This window comes from Ignavibacteriales bacterium (assembly GCA_026390795.1).
Lineage (GTDB): Bacteria > Bacteroidota > Ignavibacteria > Ignavibacteriales > Melioribacteraceae > Fen-1258.
This window is the reverse complement of the sequence record JAPLFG010000002.1, coordinates 109,296-136,080: the sequence shown is the minus strand read 5'-3', so window position 1 is coordinate 136,080 and position 26,785 is coordinate 109,296. Positions and strand designations below refer to the sequence as shown.

The 26,785-nt window shown below is 35.0% G+C and carries 14 protein-coding genes; 1 reads left to right on the top strand and 13 read right to left on the bottom strand.

Going from position 1 to position 26,785, the window contains the following annotated elements:
* Positions 1–29 precede the first annotated feature (29 nt).
* From NTX65_02780 to NTX65_02720, 13 genes are all read right to left on the bottom strand, one after another.
* Positions 30–2,231 (bottom strand): Ig-like domain-containing protein, encoded by a 2,202-nt coding sequence (locus tag NTX65_02780; protein MCX6168237.1) that lies wholly within the window; start codon positions 2,229–2,231, stop codon positions 30–32.
* Between the two features lie 353 nt (positions 2,232–2,584).
* Positions 2,585–3,829 (bottom strand): glycoside hydrolase family 88 protein, encoded by a 1,245-nt coding sequence (locus NTX65_02775; protein ID MCX6168236.1) that lies wholly within the window; start codon positions 3,827–3,829, stop codon positions 2,585–2,587.
* Positions 3,830–3,995: 166 nt separating this feature from the next.
* A complete protein-coding gene (locus tag NTX65_02770; GenBank protein ID MCX6168235.1) occupies positions 3,996–6,017 on the bottom strand; it encodes a glycoside hydrolase family 9 protein in 2,022 nt (673 codons plus the stop codon).
* A gap of 56 nt (positions 6,018–6,073) precedes the next feature.
* Positions 6,074–6,358, bottom strand: a complete 285-nt coding sequence (locus NTX65_02765; GenBank protein ID MCX6168234.1) for a hypothetical protein — start codon at positions 6,356–6,358, stop codon at positions 6,074–6,076.
* Positions 6,359–6,449: 91 nt separating this feature from the next.
* Positions 6,450–8,888, bottom strand: a complete 2,439-nt coding sequence (locus tag NTX65_02760) for a glycosyl transferase (GenBank protein ID MCX6168233.1) — start codon at positions 8,886–8,888, stop codon at positions 6,450–6,452.
* Between the two features lie 319 nt (positions 8,889–9,207).
* Complete coding sequence (locus NTX65_02755) at positions 9,208–10,662, bottom strand: sigma-54 dependent transcriptional regulator (GenBank protein ID MCX6168232.1); 1,455 nt, start codon at positions 10,660–10,662, stop codon at positions 9,208–9,210.
* 9 nt (positions 10,663–10,671) lie between these two features.
* A complete protein-coding gene (locus NTX65_02750; protein MCX6168231.1) occupies positions 10,672–12,153 on the bottom strand; it encodes an ATP-binding protein in 1,482 nt (493 codons plus the stop codon).
* Positions 12,154–12,174: 21 nt separating this feature from the next.
* Positions 12,175–13,482: an extracellular solute-binding protein gene (locus NTX65_02745; protein MCX6168230.1), complete on the bottom strand. Its 1,308-nt coding sequence runs from the start codon at positions 13,480–13,482 to the stop codon at positions 12,175–12,177.
* 241 nt (positions 13,483–13,723) lie between these two features.
* Positions 13,724–16,249, bottom strand: coding sequence for a T9SS type A sorting domain-containing protein (locus tag NTX65_02740; protein MCX6168229.1), 2,526 nt, complete (start codon positions 16,247–16,249; stop codon positions 13,724–13,726).
* Between the two features lie 58 nt (positions 16,250–16,307).
* A complete protein-coding gene (locus NTX65_02735; GenBank protein MCX6168228.1) occupies positions 16,308–19,289 on the bottom strand; it encodes a carboxypeptidase-like regulatory domain-containing protein in 2,982 nt (993 codons plus the stop codon).
* A 528-nt stretch (positions 19,290–19,817) separates the two neighbouring features.
* Entirely contained in the window at positions 19,818–20,897 is a 1,080-nt protein-coding gene (locus tag NTX65_02730; GenBank protein MCX6168227.1) for a cellulase family glycosylhydrolase, read from the bottom strand.
* 190 nt (positions 20,898–21,087) lie between these two features.
* A complete protein-coding gene (locus tag NTX65_02725) occupies positions 21,088–23,115 on the bottom strand; it encodes a beta galactosidase jelly roll domain-containing protein (GenBank protein MCX6168226.1) in 2,028 nt (675 codons plus the stop codon).
* Between the two features lie 23 nt (positions 23,116–23,138).
* On the bottom strand, positions 23,139–24,962 hold the full coding sequence (locus NTX65_02720; protein MCX6168225.1) for a cellulase family glycosylhydrolase: 1,824 nt from the start codon (positions 24,960–24,962) through the stop codon (positions 23,139–23,141).
* Positions 24,963–25,231: 269 nt separating this feature from the next.
* Between NTX65_02720 and NTX65_02715 the strand changes: the two genes are divergently transcribed.
* Entirely contained in the window at positions 25,232–26,635 is a 1,404-nt protein-coding gene (locus tag NTX65_02715) for an AGE family epimerase/isomerase (protein MCX6168224.1), read from the top strand.
* The last annotated feature ends 150 nt before the right edge of the window (positions 26,636–26,785 follow it).

The window sequence follows — 26,785 nt, the reverse complement described above, 5'->3', positions numbered from 1 at the left end:
ATACTTTATACAATTAATATTAATTGATACTATTTTATCAAAACAAATTTCTTCGTATCTGTAAATGAATCGGAATGCAGTCTATAGAAATAAACACCGCTTGCTAATCCGCTTCCATCAAATTTCACTTCATATGTGCCCGGTTGTTTTATTTCATTAACAAGGGTTGCAACTTCACGTCCGAGCATATCGTACACTTTTAAAGAAACATGCTGTAGAGATTCGCCGCGGCTAGTCTCTAAATATGGAACAGCAAATGTTATTGTTGTTGTCGGATTAAATGGATTTGGATAGTTCTGTTGTAAAGAAAAATTTTGCGGCAATGATGCAATGGTTTCTACCGCTGTTACTAAGCTCGTAGGTACTGCAAGGTAATCGACATGCATCCAGCCCCACGACATTTGCATTTGGATAGTGTTAATTCCTTGTACAAGATTAACAGTTAATTTTTTTTCCAACCATACATTCATACTACCGTCAAACACTAATTCAGTGACACGTTTTCCGTTTACATTTATATACTGGCTTTTCGGTGTGTTATAAGCTAGACGATAACCGAATGCAATTTCATAACTACCTGCAGCGGGCACATTTTTGAGTTGCCAAGTGATTTTGACAGTGGAATCATTTGTAGCAAAATTTACATAAGCACCGTTGCTAGCTGTCCGGTCACTAACAATCGTCCAACCTGGTCCTGGGATAGCAACTGCCTCTGCTTCAAGTTTAGTAAATGGAGGAATACCAATTTTGATATTCACTATAGTTGATGCCCTTTTGTGATTCTGATTGTCGGTTGCTACGGCCGTTAATTTATAATCTCCCTGCTTAATATTTTTCCAAGTTATTGAGAAAGGGCTGGAAGTAACTACACCAATTTTTAAAGTATCATTTGCAAAGAATTCCACTGAAACTACAGTTCCATCTTTATCCGATGCTTCGGCGACAATATTCACTTCAGCACCCTCCATGAATTGAGTATTGTTAGCAGGATTAGTGATATTGACGGTGGGCCAATCACCACCGATACCATTAACATCAACATCGGACTTGTAGCTATCCCACATAGATTGCATGTTCGCCAGCATATCTGTTGTAGAAGAAAAATTAGGATCCGACCAAGACCAAGCAAGCGCGCCGGCATAATTACCTGCGTAGAGATTTCTATATAGAATGTCTTTTGGAACTCCATTATTAATCTGACAAGCAAACTCACCTATAACAACAGGTTTATCTAATGCCCAATGACTTGCGGAATAAACAAACGGTGAAACATTAATTCCATTTTGAGTATAATAATGTACTGAGTAAAAATCGAGGGTACCTTTAGAATTGCCACCCGCGGCGATTAACCTACTATCCGAATAATAATTATAATTTGCTGCCGTTAGTTTTTGGAAATGTGCTACAATTTCAGCTGCCGTTAGTTTAAAACCATATTTTTTATAAATGAAATCTTCCATATTTTTTTTATCAGCTTGACTCATCGTCTCAATATTTAATTCTGTTTGAGGTGATCTTTTTGCAAGAATGTCTGTAAGTGAAGCAAAAGTTTGTGCACCGCTAGTAACTTTTGCAGTTGGATCAATTTCATGAATAGCTCCCGCACACAAATTAACTACTCTTTGAATTGCTGACATCGGAACATGATAATTTGTGGACCAGCCAAGTTCATTGCTCAATCCTTCCGGCTCGTTAAAAATTTCCCATGTAAGAATTGCGGGATGGCCTTTAAGCGCTTCCACCATCGGTTTTAAACAGTTTTTAATATACGCGTTTGTGTAAGTCGTATCAGTTAGGAGTAATGTATTTCTATTAATAACTGTTGGGCTTTTGGTTTTATTAAGCATATCATGAGACCAGAGACAAAGATTAATTCCAATTTCTCTTTCCCATGCAAGGTCTAATACTCTTTTAATATCAGTAATCGTTGAGTCACCAGGTCCGATTACAAGATTAGTTGAATTAAAAACAGGATTAGTTGTTCCGTCCGTATGCAGCCACCAGCGCATTGCATTAGCACCATGATCATGCATTTGAAGCATCCAATCAGCAATATTATTAGCAATATTTTTACTATTGCTAGTATTAATATCAGAAGCAAAAGTAACCCATGCTAAATTTGAGCCGCTTAAAAATAACTTTTGACCGTTATAGTCAATTCTATTTTGCTGAGCTTGGACTAAAACAGAACAAGTTATAACAAGTAGAGAGATAAAAATTATTTTCCGCATGATATTCATAAAGAATTAGAATTGTTTTTTTTAATTAACCTACTAATCACTCATAAATAGTGCCATTTGAAAAGAGACATTGGTTCATTCAATAACAAGTTAATATATGCGGATAGTGTAATAAAAACATTGATCTGGATTTATAATTCTAATAAAATTTTATCATTATAATAATTGAACATCTTGGAATAATCCGCGGTACTTTCATTTATCTTCCAAAAAAATTTTTCTGAATGTGGGAGTAGTTGTACGATAAAACGATATATAATTTGGATTCATGCTAATGTGTAAACGGAATAAATTTTTTTAATACTTTATCCTCCTACAATTCACCGAACAAGAAAAAGAAAATTTTATTTATCATTCAGCTTATGTATAGCTTTGTATCGAACAAGTGCTTCTAAGAAATAGTAATCGGCGAAGATTGACGGTACATCAATATTACTGTTAATGGGAAGAAACTGCACTGAATGATCCAACAAACAATTTGTGCTAAGATCATTAATAAAATAAGGAGACTGGCAAAGAGCCATCAGCATCGATTCGGCTACAGACTGAAAATGATTCTTCAAACTATCATCCTCAATGTATTTAATCATTTCGAAAAGAGCAGAAGCAACAATGCATGTTGCAGAAACATCACGGTAATTAATGTTGGATTGGAAGTCCCAGGCGGAAACATGATCGTGTGGCAGATTATTAACAAAATAATTCGCGAGACGAATTGCTGTATCCAAGAATTGTTTTTCTTTAGTATAACGGTACATTACTACCATTCCGTATGTTGCCCATGCATGCCCGCGCGACCATGTAGTCTCATCTCCCGCACCTTGTAATGTTCCCTTATTGATAATTTTACCAGAATATTTATCGTAACGGACAATATGATATGTACTTCCATCAGCACGTATAAAATCGCGACAAGTTTTTAATGCATGACTGCGTGCGTACTCAACAAAATCTTTTGAACCGCCGTTTTCTGAAGCCCAGAATAGAAGATCAAGATTCATCATTATGTCCACTATTACCGGGAAAGAATTTTCAGTCTTGTGCAAATCCCAATTGGAGCTGAAGCATCCGACAACAGGGCTGTATCGTTGGGATAAAGTATTAGCCGCCGTTAAAAGAATATTTTTATATTTATCATTATATCTACTATCTCCCAAACGTAATCCGTTACCAAAGGAACACATAAATCTAAATCCAAGATCGTGCGTCTCGGTATTATTTTTCTCCTTCTCGATTGATGATGTCCATTGCAGCGCCCACTTTTTGAATTTTGGATCTTTACTTAATTCATAAGCGTACCACAGACAGCCGGGATAAAAACCGCTTGTCCATTCATCAGACGGTTTAAGTATCCATCTTAATTGTTTTGTACCATACGTTGGGAATAGTTCTGTATCATTAACTTCTTTAACACTGTTTTCCAGATGAATTAGAGAAACTTTGATCGCGCGGTTAACAAGGCTGTCAAGTTTGCTATCTCCTGCGGAGACTTTTTGCGGAGAAATAATCATGAGAAAAAATATAATTACGACAACTGATGAGAACGATTTAAGAGCAATACCTGCATTAAAAAATTTTGAGTAATTCATAGAATTAATTCTCTTTTAATACAAAACTATTTTTATCAATCTTTGCCCAGATATTTTTAAGATCAAAAAATCATGAATTTTAATTTCATCTTCCCACCGTTATTTGAAGATAGTTAGCAAAATTTTTAGGGGAATATCATTTACAAATATTTTACTTTTTTCGGGACTATTTTATCAGAATCATCTTTTTGGTCTGAATATTTTCTCCGACTCTAAGCGTGTATAAATAAACACCGGAGGATAATGTAAAGTGCAGAGTATCGAATGTAGAATTATAAAATCCAGGTATTTGATATTCATCAACTAAAGTTGCTACTTCTCTTCCTAAAACATCTAATACTTTTAATGATACATGACTGCCTGTTGAAAGCCGATAACCGATTACAGTTTCCGGATTAAATGGATTTGGATAATTTTGATCCAGATGAAGTTCGGTTGGAATTTTTTCAAAATCTTTTTTTACATCAACAATTAAAGAGCCATTGTTAAAGTAACCGGCAACAAAAACCAGTGGTGCGTTCCAGTTAATACAAATTTCGTTGGAAGAATAACTTCCTTCATTATCTATATAACACAATGCTGATGGCGTTAAACTTGTTGTATATGCTCTAAGAGAATCATCATCCCGCCCTTTATCCGGACCGCCAGCCATTAAACCTGGTACGGGTTCCACAATGCCATCTGATCCTGATGGTCGATGATGAGGATGCATCACTCTTTTCTCCCCGATGCCGGTGATGTAAGAAATATCATTCGCATTAGCACCGAGAATGTAATTGAATTGACTTAGCGCAGCATCATAATAATCTGCAGATTTGTAAAGCTCGTAACCAGCAATTAAAAGAATTGCTCTGTTCAGTACATCTGAGTTACTCCCCCAATAATATTCACTTGATTGGAGAGTAACATTGAAGCCGTCATTCTTACTTCTTGTTACTAAAGTATTGCAATAATTTTGTAACGCTACTTTATGTTCCGCTAATACAGTTTGATCTTTCTGAGTTGAAGATCCAAACACATATGTAAGCTGCGCCATAGGCGCCATTGATGGCCACGCCATACTTCCAGTAAACAATCCATTCCTCTTATAATTGCTTAAATAGAATGAATGATATTTAGATTCTCCAGCAGAAATAAATAATTCTGCAGATGCCCATAACCTTTCATCTGTATCATTTGCATCGCCATATTCACCTGTAATTGTTCCTGCAGGATTTCTAAATCCACCTGCTGGAAAAATTGAGGGATGAGATTCAAGATAATCCCATGCTTTTTTTGCAGCCGCTAAACATTTTTCTGAATAGGGCTGATCATATTTTTTGAATACTCTGTATGCTCTTGCCATCATAGCCGCAAAATCTGCAGTAGCAGTACTCGCAATCTGATAAATGTATCTTGTTGTATTATCGAATTGCGGCATTATAAAACCTTCAAAGGTTTCATGCGTTACCTTTGTGAAGACCGCACCGTTTGGTCTTTGCATCTTAAAAAGCCAATTCAATTCATAGCGGCATTCATCTAAAATGTCTGGAGTTGTATTTCCTGATTCAGGAATATTTAGATCATCATAAAAAAATCTCTCAGGAAACATTTCATAAGCCATTAAAAGAGTTCCTACTGTAATCCCAGCATTTACAACGTACTTGCCATAATCACCTGCATCATGCCATCCGCCCGTTACGTTTGAGTGACCGGTAGTATCCGCACTAATATGAAATTCTCCATCACCTGAATAAAAAGGAAGTCGTACGGAATGACATGATGTATGTTGATAAACACCTGCATGTTGACTTAATAGTGGAGAACCGCATCTTTGATAGTAAAATCCTTTTAAAGATTTTTTGTAGACAGAATTATAAACCGTGTCCGCGATAAAAAACATCGATGATCTATTTCCTGATTTATCCGTTACATAATAATATCCTGCTTGATTAACGGCAGAGAAATTCCCTTTATATATAGTCATCCCCGTTGAAGGATCGTTCATTCTGCTAATTTCTACTTTGTCCTTCAATATTAATTTATTTGCTGCGTCTTTAACAAAAAAACTATCCGTAAACGTTCTGAAGTAAACAATCTTTGTTGAGTTGAGCAGGTAACCTGCTTTATTCAAATAAATATTTGATGCGTTTAACGAGATGCTGCAAAGCAAAAAGACGATCAAAAAATTTCTTTTTTTATTAAGCATATATTTCCTCGCTGTTATTTAATTTATATCGGTTTGCAGTGGAGATAATTATACTTTCATACAAAATGATAGTTATAAATAAATTTATTGCACAAACTTTTATTTTCTGAAGCGAACGGGATTAGAAAAACTTTTCCCTCTCTGACTAATTTTTTCTGCAGCTCAAATTTATCTTGTTGGATAACCGTTCCTAAACCTACTCCACTTGAAAGTTGGTTTAATTGACCGACTTTCTCGTCAAGAGTCATCAAAGCAAGAACCGAATCAACTTTTTGTTCAATAGTTTTTTGTTGTGCTGTGATGATGGATGCGAGAATTAGAGAATCACAAATAATTTTCATTATTGCTCCACAGAAGTAAATTATGCTTGCAAAGGTGTTTTTAATAATTCTTATTAAGGAAATATATCTATACTATTTTGTTGACTAAATATTACGATCCCATAATTACTTCAACTATATTTTCCGTACCGGCAGTTGCTAAAGGAATTACATTTCCAAATATCTCTTCACCGTTAACAACTAATTTTTTAATTCCTTTAGATATACTCTGGGGATTGGAAATCTTAATTTTGAAATTAGCACCGCGGAATTTTCTGTTGATCTCAAAACCACTCCAATCTTTCGGGATGCATGGATCAACCTTTAAACCGTTGTATTGCGGTTGAATTCCGAGAATGTATTGAGAAATTGTATAGAAAGTCCATGATGCAGTTCCGCTGAGCCATGAGTTCTTTGCTTCACCCGGTTTGAATGCATCTTTGCCTGCGATCATCTGTGCATAAACGTAAGGTTCGGTTTTATGTAAATCGCTTATCTCTTCAAGATAAGAAGGACAAATCTTTTTATAGTATTCGAAAGCTCTATCGCCGTTGTCCACCATTGTTTCCGCTATTATGATCCATGGATTATTATGACAGAAAATTCCGGCATTCTCTTTATATCCGGCAGGATATGTAGAAATCTCTCCCATGTTTATGTGATAATAAGTGAATGCAGGATTGTTCAATACAATTCCGTATTTACAATCAAGATACTTTTTTACTGATTCTAATGTTTGCTTAGCTTTCCCGTCCTCAAGACCAATACCTGCCATTATACAATAACCTTGCGACTCGATAAATATTTTTCCTTCCTCGTTTTCTTTGCTTCCGATCTTCTTGCCATAATAATCGTAAGCGCGCAAGAACCATTCACCATCCCAGCCGTGAGCTTTAACAGCCTCTACCATTGCATCAACATGTTTTTGATACTCAACAGCTTCATCATTCTTATTTAACTGTTTGCAGAGATTCACAAACTCTTGTCCGTATGCTACGAATAAACCAGCAATCATTATTGATTCTGCAACGCCGCCGGTTTTATTTTCAGTCGTCTGGAAGGATTCATCGGGATTAGTCGAAAAGCAGTTGAGGTTTAGGCAGTCGTTCCAATCCGCTCTGCCGATAAGCGGAAGTTTATGCGGTCCTAGATTATTCACAACATGGTAGAATGATCTTTTCAAATGTTCAAACAATGATTTTGCTTTCGAAGGATCGCTGTCAAACGGAACTTGCTCTTTAAGAATTGAAAAGTCTCCGGTTTCTTTTATATAAGACGTCGTTGAGAGGATTAGCCACATCGGATCGTCATTGAAATTTCCTCCGACAGCATGATTTCCTTTTTTAGTGAGCGGCTGATATTGATGATAAGCTCCGCCATCTTCAAATTGTGTTGCGGCAATATCAAGAATTCTTTCCCTTGCCTTTTCCGGAATTTGATGAACGAATCCAATTAGGTCCTGGTTGGAATCTCTAAAACCCATTCCGCGTCCGATGCCAGATTCAAAATATGAAGCGCTGCGTGACATATTGAAGGTAACCATGCACTGATATTGATTCCAAATATTAACGATGTGGTCGAGTTTTTTATGATGACTCTTAACATTAAAAATGGAAAGAAGAGTTTCCCAATAATTCTTTAATTCATTAAATGACTCTTCAACTTTCTGAGGAGTTGAAAACTTCTCAATCATCGAAAGAGCTTTTTCTTTATTGATTACTCCTTTCGATTCCCATTTTTTATCATCATCATTCTCTATATAGCCGAGAAGAAAAATAAATTCTTTCGATTCACCCGGTTTCAAATTAACTTTTAGAAAATGAGATGCAATTGGCGACCAACCATGTGCAACGGATTTGCGGGCTTTACCTTCAAACACCGCATCGGGCCGATCGAATCCGTTATATAAACCGAGAAATGATTCGCGGTCTGTATCAAAGCCGTTTATTTTCTGGTTGACGGAATAGAATGCGAAATGATTTCTTCTTTCTTTGTATTCCGTTTTGTGATAAATAACAGAATCTTTTATCTCAACTTCTCCAGTAGAAAAATTTCTTTGGAAGTTTGTCTGGTCGTCCAGTGCATTCCAAAGGCAAAATTCTACAAATGAAAACAACTTCAATGATTTTTTGTTACGACCTTTATTGGTGAGTTTAACTTTTTGTACTTCACAATTTGTTTTTACAGGAACAAAAAATTGTACTTCCGCTTCAACGGATTTCCTACTCCCTTTGATAATCGTATAGCCCATTCCATGCCGGCATGAATAATCTTGAAGCTCCGCTTTTACAGGTTTCCATCCAGGTGACCAAACTTCACCGCCATCGTTGATATAAAAATATTTCCCGCCATCATCAATTGGAACATTATTGTAACGGTATCTAGTGATTCTACGCAGCAATGCATCTTTATAAAAAGAATAACCTCCGGCAGTATTTGAGATCAAAGAAAAGAAACTATCGCTTCCCAAATAGTTGATCCATGGGTAAGGTGTTCTAACATTTGTTATGACATATTCTTTGCTTTTGTCATCAAAATAACCGTATTTCATTTTGTCCTCATAAATTTATTTCATAAGAAAAAGTAATTCTATTTCAGTTTGCCTAATAATTTTCTTTTCTATTATCATGAGCGCTGGATCTAAGATTAGGTTTAGAAATAAAGTTATACTTAAAAGTCGATAGGTTTTGGTTTGTCGCAAGATAATGTACATGGTATTATCGCCTGCAGGTACAAATGGATAAATTGAGATATACAATGTTTTTTCCATCGTTAATGATCTCAAAAAAAATAATCGTTTTTGAAGCATGCCAATCAATTCGAATATTCTGAAGTCAAACTTCAGCATCTTTCAGAATTGAGTTACCGGATTATTTCAATCCAAGTTCTTTACACATCCTATAAAAATTAGATGGCGCCAAACCAAGTCTTTCAGCAGCAAAGGAATCCGAACTGGAAATACTTCTAACATACTTGATGTATTTGATTCTGAAAATTCTTTCCATTTCTTTTAATGATATTACTTGCCCTTGGTGAATTTCTTCAAAATTGGTTTCTTCTTTCATAATAATATGGTTTCTCAAAATCATCGGATTGCTTACATCAGCTGCAGTTATTTTACCGCTGCTGTTTAATATCAATCTTTGAACAACATTTCTTAATTCACGTACATTACCCGGCCACTTATAATTGAGTAAAATTTCTTTAGCTTGATTTTCAACTTCAGGAATCTCAAAACCAAGGTCTTGGCTGAAATATTTTAGATAATGATCGAAGAGAAGTAAAATATCATCACCTCTCTGCTTGAGTGGTACTATGTCTATTGGTATAACATTTAATCTATAATACAAATCTTCTCTGAATCTATTTGAATTTACTTCATTAGCTAAATTCTTGTTTGTTGCAGTAATTATTCTAACATTGACTGAAATTTTTTCAGTTCTTCCAATCTTTTCAATCTCACCCTCTTGAAGGACTCTTAGCAATTTCACTTGAGCAGAATGAGGAAGTTCCGATACTTCATCGAGAAAAAGAGTTCCATTATTGGCTATTTCAAAAAGTCCCAACTTATGTGCGCTCGCTCCTGTGAAAGCACCTTTCTCATAACCAAAGAGTTCGCTCTCGATTAATTCTCCCGGTATACTTCCGCAATTAATCGGGACGAAATTTTCATATTTCCTTTTGCTCTTCAAATAAATATTCCAGGCAACAAGCTCTTTTCCAGTACCGGAAGCACCACTTATCAATATATTTGCATCGCTCTTGGCATATTTTTCAATATTTTCCTTGAGCTGTTGCATCGGTCTTGATTCGCCGATAATTTTTTTTGATTCAAGCAGTGATTCTATATTCTGTTTTAATTTTTTATCCGATCTTAATTTTTGCTTTTCTAATTTTTTCTTCTCAAAAGCATTGAAAATGCTTAGTATAAAATCCGTAGGTTGATATATATATTCCTCAATGTTTCCGGGATATTTTGTACAATACCAAAACGCACCAGATCTTAAGAGACTATTTGCAAAATCGTAATTTGTAATATTGATCGTCATCTTAGTGATTACAATTATTTGAATAAAAGGATCGTAGTCTTTTATTTTTACTATCAATTCTTCACCGCGCAATCCTCCCGATATCTGATAATCCAGAATTACAACATCGTATTTATCTGGACTCGCCTGAATTAATTCGATTGCCGCCCTGCCATTTGAAACAACATCTACTATTTTAATTCGGGTTTCGTAATAATTGACAGTATTTTTTACTCTTCTTACATCAAAATCTTCATCTTCAACAAGAAGAATATTTATTTGATCGCTTCTAGTCATTAAAATCCTTTAGTTCTTTATTGTGATATTAAATATGCAGCCTGCACCCGATAAATTTTCCGCATCTAAGATCCAGCCGCATTTTTCAACAGCCATTTGATAGGCTATGTAACATCCATAACCGGAATTTGCGCCATATATTTTTTTTGTAGACTGATTTTCTAAAAATATTCTTTTAATGCCGTTGTCACCTACTTCAAGCAAATCAGGTTGAATACCCACTCCGTCATCTTCAATTGATATATGAGAAATGTTTTGTTCCCGGTCATATTTAGTAGCAATCTTTATTGTGACTGAATGTTTGCTGCCGTGATCAATACTATTTTGGATTAGAGGTTCAAGTATTTCCCACACTATGTATTCATTAACTTTAACAATCGGAAGAGTCTCATCCAAATCCAACTTAAAGTCAAACATTTCATTCTTACTTGTAATTCTTAAAAATACATATTGAACAATAAATTTGATTACTCCATTTATATTGGTGTTAAACATTGGATTTATAATAGTATTGATTTCCTGGTCATACCATTTCATATCATAAATAATTCTAGAGATAAAGTTAGAATAAGTAATAACCCGTTTTTGGATATCATCCACATTTTTATTCCCAATATTTCTAATATCTTCTTTTATAAAACCTATAATTTTCTCAGCCTTGTGATGAGTATGATAAATTCTTTTTGTAAATAACGATTCCTTCTCTAACCTAATCTGCTTCTTTATATTTTCTTCGTGTTCATCAAAGAATTTTTTCTGAGCTTCATTCCGTTCTTTAACAGCTCTTGAAGAGATATAAAAGATTGCAATCAATCCAAGTAAGATCAGAGACGAATAGATCATTGCGACTTTATTAAAGTTTGCACTGACTTCTTTTGTTAGAAAAGAAAAGTCGGGAATAATTTTCATATACATCACTCCCAAATATTCCCCATCGGGTACAAATGGTACCAATATATTAAACGTCTGCTGATTTTCGAGCTCGCTATAAATCGTCTCAGATTTTTTTATTTTACCTTTAAGTGACAGGAATAGAGAGATACCTTCTCTATGTTCTTTACTGTCAATAGGAAATGCCGGTAATGTATTAGTTAAATAAGAATATAATTTATGCCCGCTGTCAATAACATAAAGTTCGTGGTTTTTTACAAGGATTAAACAAATATCTTCTACACTTTTCTGCATCAGTTGTTGTTTAAAAATTACATTAAATGAATAAATCATTTTTCTTTCATCAAAATCACGAACAGTTTTATCTATAAATAAATTTTCAAATAATAATTCCAAACTTGTAGAAGTCACGATTGCTAATCTTTCGGTAGAATATTTCTGATACCAGGATTGTGTTTGTACTAGGAAATCATTTAAGGAGGATTTTTGAACAAATGCTAAGATGATTTGGAATATTATTAAAACAATTAAGAAAATAGTGATATGTCGTATCTCAAATCGGTATTTCGATATTTTGCCCTTGATGTTTCGTATTAACATCTTGATTACCGGTTAAATGAATCAGAACTCTTCAAACATCTTTTTCTCAATTTGTATAGCATCTGTAGATTTTTGTAAAGCCTCATCTACAGAGATTTTATTTTTAATTGCCAGATCAAAATAGTAAGACATTATTTTGGAATATTTTGTGTATTCTTCATCCGCCGGACGATGCACACCTATTTTTAACATTTTTTTAATTTCTGAAATTTCGGGATACATTGAAGTATAATAATCACTCTCATAAAATTTATTAACTACTGGATAATAACTACTTTCTTTGTAAAATACTTCCTGTGATTCATCGCTTAGAAGAAATTTAACAAAATCCGCTACTTCTTTTTTCTTATTTGAATATTTAGAGATCATTAAGTCCCAGCCACCGAACACTGATGTCGGTACTCCTTTTTCAAAATATTGAGGAGGAGCTTTTTTTAAATTGCTTTCTTTCAAAATATCAAAAGGGGTTTCTTTAAAATCTTTATCAAAAGTAGGCCATCCAAACATAAAGAGACCGTTATTTTTTATAAAGTATTCATAACAAGTAACTTCTGTAAATTCAGTAACTTCAGGTGGAGATATTTTATATTTGTTAACCAAATCTACCAGCAGTTGTAATGATTTTTTAGCTGCAGGTGATTTAAGATTGAACCCGTATTCTTTAAAATAGTTTGGTTTCATACTAAGAATCAGTTCCATATAACAGCATATGAGACCTTCATAATCAGCGGCGGGGAAAAGATAAAAAGGATTATTCAAGTTAAGTTTCTTATTTAGTTTAATAAAGTCTTCCCATGTAACAGAGTTTTTTATTTTTTTGATTATCTCTTCACCGTTTTTCAGTTTTTTTATTATATCCTCCCTATAATATAAAACACCTTGCACCAGATTCAGCGGTACAGCTACTAATTTGCCGTTGGAATAACATGATTCTAAAGCACATGGCAGAATCCTTTTTTTTTCATCCTCAGAAAAATACTGTCCTAATGGTTCACACCATTTTGCAAACCTTTGTACCCATATCAAATCAACTGCTAATAAATCAATTCCATCTCCTGTTCCTCTCAAAGATCTTGCAAGAACTTCTTTTCTTTCATTTGTACTGAAATCGAAATTTGGAAAATCAATTGGAATTACTTTTACTTTTCCTTCATTTAGCTTATTGTATTTTTCAATCAGTAATTTATGAGCGAATGTAAATCTATCCGCAAAATATATTTTTGTTATTTCATTGCTAGAACCATAATTCTGAACGAATGAAATTGCCACATAAACAATTATCAAAAGGACAAGAAGAGTTGATCCCCATTTTTGTTTAATATGAATCATATAAATTTATTCTCTTATTTAAAAAATTCATTTCTTGGAAGATAGAATTAAAGACTCGCTATATATCTATCACCGAACTCCATCCCTCACTTATAAAATCAAAATTATAAAACGTCCCGCTGGTTTATCAAGAAAAGCCTTGTGTTTTCAATGCCTCAAGTTTGAATATAGCATATTAAAATAAAAAAACGGCAGGAAAGTATATTACTCCCCTGCCTTATTCATTCTGGGAAAACAGAATTTACTTAAGCAACATCATCTTCTTAGTTTGCATGAAATCTCCTGCAGAAATTCTGTAAATATATACACCACTTGCAAATTTCATTGCATTGAAATTCACTTCATAGGATCCAACGCCTTGTTGCATATTAACCAAAGTAGCTACTTCTCTGCCGAGAATATCAAAGATCTTCAAAGTAACTTTTGATTCTTTAGGAATCTGATATCGAATCGTAGTGGATGGATTGAATGGATTCGGATAATTCTGCTGAAGAGCAAAACCTGTAGGAATCTCGTCGAGTTTTTTTACACTCGTTGTTAGATCTTGAATCAGTTGAATATAGTCAACATTTACTCCTGATCCAGTTAAGGCAACTTTATTAGTTCCTTTAACTAATGTAAATGTATTGGATAATTTTACTAGTCCCGTCGAATCTGCTTTGCCATCTAAACTAAAGTCGGAGATAACAGTACTACCCCCTACTTTAATTTGCATTGTTTTAGCAGATCCTCCATTTTGGTAGAATACTTGCAGTCTATACTTTCCTGCATCTGGGGCTGTAACATTCCATTCAATAGTACCATTTGTTCCTAAATCAACTGATTTCAATCCGCTTGGTGTCCATTTAGCGCCTTCTAGCACTAAAGAAGCGATGTCTGAAGCCGTTACATCAGAAGCTCTTAATGATTTTACAATAGTAGTGGTTCCCGGCTGAAGAACATTAAAACCAGCGTACATATTATCACACCAAGAAGCTTTGATTTGAACTTTATTTGAACCAGCTTTTAAATGAAGCGGTAAACTAGCTGATTCTTTTAACTCGGATTCTTTAACTAACCACCAACCCCAAGCATTTGGCGGAAAATCTAAATGAACACTAGAAGCATCGACACCAAATACATATTGACCCCAACCGCGTGTATCGTGAATTTCGAAATCATTTACAAAGAAATTAACACCGTTTGTACGATTGTTAAGATGTGTCCATACATTAAGATCGTATTGCCCCTCAGTAGCTAAATCAAATGTCCATTCAACATAACCGTTGGACAATCTATAATAAGCAAAACCGCTGGCAACTTTAACAGCTGCAGTGCCAGATACTGTACCGACTTCCGCTTCCTGCTTCTCAACTGTATTTAAGACTACTACACTACCGGCCATATTTTCAATATCAGAAATGTCTTTTGCTTTAATTAATTGCCATGCAGTTTTTTTAGCGGGGAACCAATTAAGATCACCCAGCGGCATACTATTGGTACCTGCTGTGAGGAGTGAAGGAGTTGTATATGTAAAGTTCTCAGGTAATGGCCAACTTGGTGTGGTTGGATCAGTCTCTAGTTTCCAGAAATATGGAGTAGCTGGTGTAACACCGGCACGCAGATCTTTGATATTACGATACATGTTGGCAATAATGTCGTAAGGATATGTTTGAATATCTGGCATTGTTGCAAGCCAAGTTGTATCTTTAACTACCATGTGTTCGTACTTTGCTAAGAAGTCCAATTTAGTAACAGGACCTACAAACGGCTGCGCTCTGATGGAATCTGCATAGTAAAGAGCAAACGCTGGATCACGCCATGAGGCTACATTTGCAAACACAACTCTGCGAGCTTCTTCAGTTCCATATTTGGAAGGCAGTGCACCAATGCTGAACATACCTGATGTTGTTGCCCGCGGATCACGGCCGGGATTTCTTACTAAATCATAATCGCCGAAACCTTCTCCATGCCAGAAACCGTTTATGATAAGATTATTAGCGAAATAAGCGTACTTCCACCAATTTCCAGTATTCACAGATCGGCCTACATTAACAAGTGTATTATGGTTGAAGCGAACATAATTGGCAGCGCCACCTTCAATCTGTAGTGCAGTCATGCCAACATTAAAGAATGTACAATTTTCTACTACAACAGAATCTTGATCGGCCCAAATTGAAATACCGCGGCCTTCCCATTGTTGTGTACTCGGTTGACCGATAAGATTACGGAATTTACAATTAGTAAAAAAGATATCATTATTCTTGGCAGTAAAAGCAATCAATGCAAAGTTAGTGCGTTCCAAAATGATATTATCGAAAATAAAACGGGAGTTGCTTGCATCGATCTGAATTGGTTGATAATAAGTTTGAACACCATTATTATCGGCACCTACTATGTAGAGGTTTTTTAATGTAATATCACCGCCTCCGGTTATCATACGACCGTTAACGGTACCATCTGTTCGGGCAACCATTTGGAGAACAGCTGGATTATCATAGAGTGTTGGTCCCGGAGGTTCTCCGACAATTCTTAGTGCCCAGCCATTGTTTGTGATTGTTTCTGTGAGCCAATAGAAACCGCCTCTCTGCAGTTTATAAACACGTCCAGCAGGCCGGTCTAAATCATTGGCGATAGCATCCCTAAGGGCATCTGTTTTTACGGTACCATCTGCTTGTGCCCACGTTACGAGGAGTGTATCTCCCTGCTGTGCTTTAAGTTGCTGTGCCGAGAAGACGAAGATTACTGCAATGAGAGTTAAAAAAATGATTCCATACTTAGACTTCATAGGTAATCCTCCAATCGTTTGTTTGTGTTTGTTTTGTTAATTAGAAACAGTATAAACTTTACAATTTATATCTCACACCTACGTCCATCGTAAAACCGTAATACTCGATGTAGGTAGGACTAACTAATGCTTCCCCTCTAAAATTCTGGTCTGCTCTGTTATTTAAGTTTGTGAAGTTTGCAAATACTTGAATTCCGAAATCCAGCTTCTGTTGAAGTGTAAAATCCCAGCGTGCATAAGTGCCGGAGAAGTTATCCAGTGCTGGAGACCTATCAATATATGTAACCTTGTTTGTCTGATAGAGATAAGACAATCGTGCTGAAAATCCCATATAATCGTAACCAATTGTAACATTTAGAATATGCGCCGGCTGATCTGGCATACGAGCTACTCTCGAACTATCGATTAAAATATTAGCACGACGAGGCGGACGGCTGCCAGGTATGATTGCACCTTGACCGTTAAAGAATAGTTCTTTTTCGATTTCTGAAAATATTCGAGTGTAATTGATATTCAAAACTAATCCGTTAAAGACTGAAGGCAGGTACCAGAAATGTGTCTGCCAATCGAATTCAACCCCCTTGTAAGTAGCAGGTGTTGGATTGTTGATGTATGTATCAACTTGAGGAGCGGCATTCTTTAACCAATTATCAGGAATATTCAAACCGGGAAGAACCGGAACTCCTGGATTGAGGTAATAAGTTGTTTGAAAAATTAAGTCATCTATTTTTTTGTAGAAACCTGAAACGCTGAATAGACCAATAGTGTTCTCAAAAACGGAAATGGCAACATCGTAGTTTGCAGATTTTGCTGGTTTTAAAGTTGAGTTAGCTGCGCGAATATAATTCTGGTATGAATTAATCGATGTAATGGGTGCGTATTGAATGTAGTCCGGACGGGTAAGTGTTTCAGTTCTTGCAAGACGTACTTTCAACCAATCTGTTGGGTTAATAATTAGATGAATCATCGGTAGCCAGAATTCATTATTGCGTTCTATAGTAAGTCTTTGAAGATCTGCTGGTGGTCCTTGAATATTATTAAGCGTTACTTCTCTGAATCTTTGACCATTATATATGGAGTAATCTTTTTCCCAACGAACTCCACCAATGACTGTTGCATATTTTGTTACATTAAATTCACTCATAAAGTAACCGGCCTGATAACGCTCGACACCGTCATAATCGCGACCGATGGATCCGATAGCGTAGTTTCGATTTTCACCGGTTGCAAATAGTGCATCCATTAACTTATTCATCTTCGCTTCATCGACTGCAAATCCCAGCGGATAATCACCCTTCATAAAATCGGAACGGCTATAATTACTCAAGAAGCTGGAGATTGGAAAAACACCATAACGCCTTGCAATTAATGAGTCACTCTTCCAGTTAAATTCATCGGGATAATTTTGAGATAGATATTTTAGTGTAGAAGTTAGAATTGTATTGACTGCTGTCCCACCTCCATACTGCAATCCGTTTCGACCGTTTTGCTCTTGATCATTCAGTCTATTTAACCAACGAAGTTTGCCACCGGTTTTAAGATATCCATTAATCTGATCTGTTAATCGGAAAGGCACTTGAACATTTAATTGTACCGCAGATTCATTCTCATCAAGTCTTGTATCATAAACATATAAATCTGCAATTCCTGTACTGTTAGTATCAATCGTTGCCAAATTGGGAACCATAGTCGGGGGAGTATCAGGATCAATTTGTGTAGTAAGATATGCTGCGTTTTCCTGAGAGAAAGTCCATGTACGTTCACCTGGATTTTTTGATCGCGACGCTGTTCTCGATATATTTGCGTCATATTTAATCCAATCGAAATCCTGTTCCATTCCAATTGCACCAGTAAAAATTGATGTTGTACCACCGCGTTGTTCAAGATCATAATAATGTCTGTTGTTTAAAATGTCGCCTCGGTTAATGCGATAAAGACCATCCCACTTTAGCCGATTATAAAATGAGTTAGCTGTGACTTTTCCATAAGGGATACGATAATCCAGTAAGAAACTTGCACCGGTGCGTCCTCTTTTTACTTTTTCTTCTCTAAGATTTAAGCTCGAAAGTAAAATTTGAGTAATGCCTGTTAATGCTTGAGTTGACTGACGGTAGTTGCCTTGAAATTTATCTGCGCTTCTATCATAATCATCAATGTTAACACTTGCAATAAGACCAAGGTCTCCCTCAAAAAATCTGTTGCTTATATTACCGTTGAAATTATAATTGCCATAATATTTCTGAAGTTGATTGTAACCGCCCTGTAAAGAAACGTTAAGTTCCATTTTATCTGGCGCTTCTTTTAATTTGAGGTCTACTGTACCTCCTAGAGCATCGGCATCCATATCAGGTGTATTCGCTTTTTTGACGGTGATTCCATCCAGTATGTTTGATGAGATGAGTGATAAATCAACACTGCGATCGTCTCCACCGGTAGCGGGTAGCCGTACACCATTAACAGTAACAGTATTGTACTTAGGGGAAAGACCCCGAATTTCTACCTTAGTAGCTTCACCTCCTGATCGTTCAATTGAAACACCAGGTAAACGACCAATTGACTCGGCAGCATTCACATCCGGTAATTCTTTAATACGGGCTGCAGATACTACGTTGGAAATTGTATTAGAAGAAAGTTGCTGATTGATTGCTGATAGCTGTCCTTGCGCCTGTGCGGTTACAACAATCGTCTGACCTACCAGCGACTCGGGTTCTAATTCAAAGTTTCGTTCCAAGATTTGATCTTCCCTGAGATCTATAGAAACTGTTAGCTTCTTATAGCCGATATAAGAAATCACGAGTTCTTGTTTACCTGTAGGTACATTTCGAATAAAAAATTTTCCATTAATGTCGGCTGATTCGCCAATGTTTGTACCACTAATTACAAGACTAGCACCTATAAGAGCCTCTTTTGTTGGTTTATCTAATACACGACCTCTAATAGCCCCGGTATCGGCAGCCATGAGAGTTTGAAATGAAATAAAAATAAGAATGGTGAAAGCAATTAGCACTTTGCTTATAAATTGGTAAAAATTTTTTATCATATGCTTTCTCCTATTTTTTGATACCCCCAATCCACACTTGATTATTAATAGAGAAATTATTGCACATTTATAGGAAATGACTTCAACGCTAATTTATACGACTTTTTCAGTATTGTGGATTTATACTTTGCCTCTCTAGTACATCATTTTAAATAAATAAATTTTCCCTCTGATGAAGTTTTTTAGAAATTCTTTTTTTTGGATTTATAGAGAATAAATTAATATTGAGAAAGGGCACAAATAGTGCCAGAACTTTGGATGATTTAAATTATGATTTAATTATTTATGATGTGTATTATATATTATCCTACATAGAATCTTTTTATCGTAATGATAAATTTTATCAATAAGATAAATTTTCATTTATATATAATTTTCTTTCGCAAGATCATATTTATGGGCTTTAAAAAATTTTTATTAGTGCTGATAGTAAGATTCGATTAATGCTCTTGATGCAATAATTTTGGACAATTATTCACAGAGCAAAATAGGCTGCAGATTGTTATCCAAGTAAAAAAATAAAATTGATTATTTATTAATTCTTCCTTGCATCGCTTCCTTAAAAAATTCTCCACTTTCTGTTAATTTATAAGTTCTCCAAGACTCAAACATTTTAGGGTACCATTGAGGATCAAATACCCATGCAATCCAACTAATACCTTTATTTTCGAGATAATTTATAATTGATTTGCCGTATTCACCGTTATCATTTAATCCTTCTTTACCAAGTGTAAAACCAATTTCAGTTGCAATTATTGGATACCTGTTCGATGCGAAACCAAAATTTTCTTCCCACTTTGGTTCATAAGGAACAGTTCTTTTATGGGGATAGGGATGTGAAACATAACCAATTCCTTCAGCTTCAATCGGTTCTATTAATAACGGAGTGAGATCATAAGCCCAATCTAAACCAGCGACAAGAGGAATTTTTTCTTTATCATATGCACGAATTAAGCTAATCATATCTTCGTTTATTTTTTTCAATTCACTCCATGACATTCTCCCTAGCTCGCCGTTATAAAGCGTTGGTTCATTATATAATTCATAAAACGCAACTGTATTATTCCCTTTGAAATGCCTGGCGATTGTTAACCAAAATTCAAAAGTTTCTTTTAGTGTTGTATAATACATGGGATCTTGGAACAACTCCATTTTTAAATTACCTATAGAATGCCAATCAATTATTATGTACATATCAAGTTCAGTACACCATTCAACAGCTTGATCTAATAGTTCTAGATACTTCTCCGGTGTACGTTCGCGCCAGGCAATCGGATGAACCGGTATACGAACTATCATAGTCCCAAGTTTTTTTACTTCTATAAAGTGATTTTTATTCCAATGACCTTGATGTTCAATTTTATCCGGATCGGAAATAGAAAGACCTCGGAATAAAATTGTACTGTCCTTCCCATCAACAAATCGATTTCCCTTCACATGAATGAGAGAAAGTTTTTTTGCATTTGGACTGTTAAGCGGTTTTCCGATATTCTGATCGTTCCACCATTCATGATATTTCTTCTCTTTTTTTTCTTGCTGAGCATTAATACATGGGAAAATAGATGTAATTGTAAATATCATAATAAAAAGTAGTATCATTTTTTTCATCACTCCTCCAAACATTATGCACCCGATTTGTTTTTTTTCGTTCTATTTATTTTATCTAGATTCAATTCAAGTATTGTTACGGTATTTCTCCTTTTAAAATTTTAGCTTTTCAAGAAAATTGGATTTCATTTAATTGATTACAGAATAATGGAGAAATAATTTTTCCTGAGTTACTTGTACAAAAACCGAATCAATTTTCCCAATTATCAGTTCTAAATGATGATGCAGGTAAACCTTCTTTGTTAAATAACGAAGCATCAACATAATTACTCCAGCCATATCTTACTGCAACAGGAGCTTTCATACCTGGAGAAGAAACAATTAAATTCTTCCCCACTATTTTTAACTCTGCTTCTTTGAATATTTTATCTTCTTCTGCAATTAGAAAATTCTTTTGGCTTTCTTTTTCTTTCAGAATAAATCCTTTACCAATATGATCGAAAGTTAAAATAATTTTATCCTTCTTCACTTTCATTGATTTATAGATTGGACCTGAATAAACGACTCTCTTGTTATAATCTTTAGCGAGAGCCCATAATGCTAACCTTTCACCAACATTTTCTTTGTCGGGAGGATGGATCGTGTTGGGACTGCCGATGTCGAGAGTTACAACCATTCCTGTTTTCGGTACTGATAATGTAACGAGTTGCGCCTCTCTTAATTTTTGTGATTGGGAACCACTATCATAAATCCATGGTGCTATCTGAACATAATAAAATGGAAAGCTTCTTTCCTTCCAATCGTTACGCCAATTTCTAATCATAGTAGGAAAAATAATTTTGTACAATTCCGGATTCGCTACATTCGATTCACCCTGATACCAGATAACTCCTTTAATTTTGTAAGGAATAAGAGGCGAAATCATACCGTTATAAAGTACTGTGGGAGTAGAAGGACCAATGCTTAATGAAAGTTTCGGACGTGACAAATACTCATCTTCTTTTGTGCCAAAAACATAAAAATTATCAGCTATATATTGAGCAACCGGAAGATATTTCCACTCACCAGATAGAGAAATATTTTCTCGCTCTTCTTTTAAAGACAATTTCATTTTTTCTTTCGGTCCCCATATTCCTCCACCACCCTGATTATCAAGAACTCTTACAGCAATCGTAATCAATGTGTCTTTTACAATTTCTGCAGGTACATTATAAACTCTCTCTGTCTGCCAGAATCCGTCTTCTTCATAAGACCCAACTTTCACACCGTTGACAAATGTAATGTCCATATCGTCAACTTTGCCGATCTCAAGTATTAGATCTTTGTTAAGCCAGTTTTTAGAAATATTAATTTGTTTCCTGAACCATATTACTCCGTCAAAATCACCAACTTCGGTACTCTCCCACTGAGTTGGTAAATTCATTGTGTTCCATTTACTATCATCATAATTAGATATTGAGCAAACTGAATCTCCAAAGTCCAATTCCTTCCATTTTTGTTGCGGATTTTTTTTAGAGATATCAATTATCGGATGATTTCTAATCCATCGATTAAGTTTGACAATTTCAGGTTTGCCGTCATCTAATTTTTTAATGATGTCTTTGAATTGTTCAATTTCTGCGAGATATTTTTCTCCTGTCCACGCTTCAGCGGGAGTACCACCCCAGCTTGAATGGATTAATCCAATTGGAATTTTTAATTCTTGCATTAATTTTCTTCCTAAGAAAAAAGCCGTAGCACTGAAACCTTCAGCAGTTGCATGAGTACATTCTGACCAGATCCCAGAACATTTTTGTTCAGGTCTTTCAGAATAAGCACGAACAACTGTAAAAAATCTAAGATTAGGATAGTCTGCGTCTCTTATTGATTGTGCTGAGAATGAAATAGTGTCAGATGGCGGCCATCCTCTTAATGGCATTTCCATATTTGATTGACCAGAACAAAGCCAAACTTCTCCTATCAAAACATTTGAGAAATTTATTGTTGAATCGCCGATTTGAAGATCAATTTTATATGGTCCCCCAGCTTTCGGAGTTTTTATTTTGACGAACCAAGTACTATCATCTTTAACAATTGTCTTAGCAGCTCTGCCCCAACTTGCATCGAAGGATATTCGTAATCCGGGAGTAGCTTTTCCCCAAAATGGGACATCTGATTTCTGCTGCAAAACCATATTATTGGAGAAGAGAGAGGGTATTTCTAAAAAAATCTTCTTTTCACTGCCATAGCTTATATTAATTAACGAAACCATAGATAGGAGAAGTAAGAATACTTTCATTTCTGAATTCCTTTCTTTGAATTTTATTTTCCTTTGTAAGACACTGATACTCTTCCTATTTGAACCGCATCTCCAAAAACTATTTTGATATATCTATAGTTCTCCGGCAATTCTCCACTTGTGTATCTTGCACACGTAAAAAATTTGTACTCATTTTTTTCAGGTATGAAGATTTTTTTTTTCATAATAATTGGAGAATAATTATCATTATTATCTGAACAACTTAATTCAAGATTACCTTCCTCTCCGGTCATATAAAATTCTACATTTACAGAATTAATACTACCGGGAATTTTATAAATTATATAATTGCCTCTCTTTCCGCTCAAGCGGTTTCTATCTTCTTTTGCTTGAACAATCTGTTTATATGTTATGAATTCAAATTCTCCATCTTTCAAAAATATTTTATTATCGTTTTCCATTTCATCAATCAGCATTTTGTAATTGACTTTTATGGGTCCCACCTCATTAGACCAATCTGATTCACCCGACTCATTTTTTGCTTTTATCCGATATGTATAATTATTACCAATCACGACTGAAGTATCGGAGAATTGCGGTTTATAAGGCCATACCGCATCGGTAATATTATCTGTAAGGATTTTCCAATTAGATTCTTTTTCTTCCTTTCTCTCAATTATATACGTTGACGCGCCCGTTGAACCTTGCCACGAGATTTCAAATGGTTTTAATATTGGTAGAAGTATTGGTGCTTCGGGGATAGGCATAGGTGGAATTGGCTCGTTGTTAATTGCATATGCTTTTTCTCTCATTAGTTGCATTACATTTTGTTCATCGAATAATTTGCCGCTCCCAAATCCAGGCCAGCGATAAGCTGTTCCTCCATTATCGCTTGAGTGATAATAAAATCCACCATCTCTATTATGAAATCGCAAACTCCAAAGCATAATGCCGGAAACACTATCTTTTATTACAGTATCAAGAACCGCAGCAATATCTTTCGTTGGCTGAAATCCGAATTCGCCAACATAATACGGTTTTTTCCCTTTTGTATTTTGTTTATTCTCTTTAATATACTTTGCGGCTACATCTCCGGGTGAATAATAATGTGTAGATACAACATCAATGTTAGTATCTTTTATTTCTTCCTCTGCTACAATGTTAACATGTGTATTTTGGATGACAAGATGATTTCTATCAATAGTTTTAATATACTTTGCTATTTCCGCACACCAAGAATAAGGACATTGCAATTCATTACCGGTTTCCCAGCCCAATAATGCTTTATCTTCTTTATAAAGAATGCCGGTATAAGTGTTTTTTCTGTTGATTATGAAATCAATGGTCTTTTTAAAATCGGAAATTAGAAGTGAATCAGTCCAGAATTCCTTTTTATCTTTTCCTCTAAATGCTGCATATTCTTTTGGACCTCCCCACCACCACCAATTATCGACCAACGGAATGATGACTCTAATCCCTTCTTCATTTGCAATCTTCATCACTAAGTCTAATGCTTTAAATGCATCTTCATCAAATTTACCTGGCCCTAAGACATGACGGATTATATTCGAAGACTCCCCTTCTTTGCGGACTGAAAGTACATAACTCCTTGTAGCCTTACCGCCAGTTTGTTTAATCGCTTTTAATGCATCTCTTATTTCAAATTCATTCGGAAGTCGCCACGGATTTGCTGCATCGAATTTCATATAGTCTTCGATGTAATGAAGATTGGGAATATTATAAGAAATGAATCTAAAATTTTTTTCTCCGTCTTTTAATTGATCTTTTTCAGCTGTGATGAAATTACTAAATCCCGCCGCGCAGTGAGTAAATAAAAGCGTAATTAAAAGAAACAAAAGGATTTTAATTATTCTAATCAGTTTCATAACGGCTTGAACATTTTATTTGGTTAATTTTTCTATAAATATTTTTTATAGAGTTTATTAAATCAACAAAAATAATGCCTTTGCAAGATTGTCTTGGTTGTCTAAATCCCGTTCATCCAAGTCCTCCTTTTTTATCAATTCAATAATTCTTTATTATTTTGTTAAAATGGTAGGCGCAAATCAATCGAATATTAGTTCGAAAATAATTTTTTTATTTGAGCACAATTTTTGAAAGTAATAATAAGTAGAAAAACAGATTAGGTGAAAAGATGGATATTGCTTTAGTAGACTCGAAAAAAGATATTGTCCAAAAATTGCACAAAATGCTTACGACGGATTTATTAGAAAAATTTTACCCTTTGACATTGGATAATAAATTCGGCGGTTTCTTAAACAATTTATCTTATGATTGGAAATTTATAGATCCTCAGGATAAAATGATTGTAACTCAGGCGCGCCATACATGGACACCTTCGAAAGCTGCTCTCTTTTTCACTGAAGACCCAAGGTATTTGGAAGCTGCGTGGCATGGTTACAAATTTCTTAAAGATATTATTTGGGATAAGGAATACGGAGGATTTTACACAATGCGTTCTCCGGATGGAGATATTTCGGATTACAGAGGATATTTTGAAGAAAAACGTACTTATGGAATAGCATTCGGCATCTATGCACTTGCGGCATTCTATGAGCTCACAAAAGAAAAGGAAGTTTTAGATTTTGCAATTAAAGCGTTTGATTGGATAGAAAATCATGCTTATGATCGGAATGATGGCGGATATTTTCAATTCCTGACACGTGAAGGTAAACCTTTTGGTCTAGAAGACATTAAAAACACTAAAGCATCGGATGCAAATGAAGCTTACTACAAAGACCAAAATTGTTCCATTCATCTGCTGGAAGCATATACAGAATTATATAAAATCTGGCCGGATGAAAAACTACGGATTAAATTGCACAGATTACTTTTATTAATACGTGATACAATTACAACCGAAAAAGGTTATATGAATTTATTTTTCAAACATAATTGGGCTCCCGTTTCATATAGAGATTCCAGTGATGAAGAAAGAAAGAAAAATTATGGGTTAGACCATGTTTCATTCGGCCATGATTATGAAACCGCATTTTTATTACTGGAAGCTTCTTATGCTTTAAAAATCAAAGATGATGAAAGGACTTTATCAGTTGCTAAAAAGATGTTAGATCATGCATTAGAAAATGGGTGGGATAATAATTTAGGAGGATTTTATGATGGCGGATATTACTTCAAAGATTCTGATAAATGCACAATAATAAATGACAAGAAAAACTGGTGGTCTCAAGCAGAAGGACTAAACTCTTTACTGCTTTTCTCACAAATCTTTCCAGTAGAGAAAAAATATTATAATAATTTCTTAAAGCAAATCGAATATGTTGAAAACTATTGTATTGATCATGAATACGGCGGCTGGTTTGAAGGGGGATTAGATAAAGAACCGCAATTAAAATATGGTCCCAAGGGACATATTTGGAAAGCATGTTATCATGAGGGAAGATCTCTTATGAATTGCATCAAAATCTTAAGTGATGAAAATTATTCTTTGGTTAAGAAAAATGAAAATTTTAGAACTCTCAAAGAAGAAACCGAGGAGTTTTTAAATCACTGGAGAAGTATAGGTAAAACTCTATAGTCTATAAATAATTTCGATTCCATATTAATAAATCATTTCAATATCAGGTAATGAATTTTAGGGTGATGCATTCAGTGTGATAGGTTTAACCGATGCCGATAAAAATGAAAAACTAAATATGCAGCATAAGAAGAATGCATAAAATATTTT

What these genes read in the sequence shown, in the direction of transcription:
- NTX65_02780 (MCX6168237.1), bottom strand. Translation starts at nt 2,231, where the DNA reads ATGCGGAAAATAATTTTTATCTCTCTACTTGTTATAACTTGTTCTGTT.
- NTX65_02775 (MCX6168236.1), bottom strand. Translation starts at nt 3,829, where the DNA reads ATGAATTACTCAAAATTTTTTAATGCAGGTATTGCTCTTAAATCGTTC.
- NTX65_02770 (MCX6168235.1), bottom strand. Translation starts at nt 6,017, where the DNA reads ATGCTTAATAAAAAAAGAAATTTTTTGATCGTCTTTTTGCTTTGCAGC.
- NTX65_02765 (MCX6168234.1), bottom strand. Translation starts at nt 6,358, where the DNA reads ATGAAAATTATTTGTGATTCTCTAATTCTCGCATCCATCATCACAGCA.
- NTX65_02760 (MCX6168233.1), bottom strand. Translation starts at nt 8,888, where the DNA reads ATGAAATACGGTTATTTTGATGACAAAAGCAAAGAATATGTCATAACA.
- NTX65_02755 (MCX6168232.1), bottom strand. Translation starts at nt 10,662, where the DNA reads ATGACTAGAAGCGATCAAATAAATATTCTTCTTGTTGAAGATGAAGAT.
- NTX65_02750 (MCX6168231.1), bottom strand. Translation starts at nt 12,153, where the DNA reads ATGTTAATACGAAACATCAAGGGCAAAATATCGAAATACCGATTTGAG.
- NTX65_02745 (MCX6168230.1), bottom strand. Translation starts at nt 13,482, where the DNA reads ATGATTCATATTAAACAAAAATGGGGATCAACTCTTCTTGTCCTTTTG.
- NTX65_02740 (MCX6168229.1), bottom strand. Translation starts at nt 16,249, where the DNA reads ATGAAGTCTAAGTATGGAATCATTTTTTTAACTCTCATTGCAGTAATC.
- NTX65_02735 (MCX6168228.1), bottom strand. Translation starts at nt 19,289, where the DNA reads ATGATAAAAAATTTTTACCAATTTATAAGCAAAGTGCTAATTGCTTTC.
- NTX65_02730 (MCX6168227.1), bottom strand. Translation starts at nt 20,897, where the DNA reads ATGAAAAAAATGATACTACTTTTTATTATGATATTTACAATTACATCT.
- NTX65_02725 (MCX6168226.1), bottom strand. Translation starts at nt 23,115, where the DNA reads ATGAAAGTATTCTTACTTCTCCTATCTATGGTTTCGTTAATTAATATA.
- NTX65_02720 (MCX6168225.1), bottom strand. Translation starts at nt 24,962, where the DNA reads ATGAAACTGATTAGAATAATTAAAATCCTTTTGTTTCTTTTAATTACG.
- NTX65_02715 (MCX6168224.1), top strand. Translation starts at nt 25,232, where the DNA reads ATGGATATTGCTTTAGTAGACTCGAAAAAAGATATTGTCCAAAAATTG.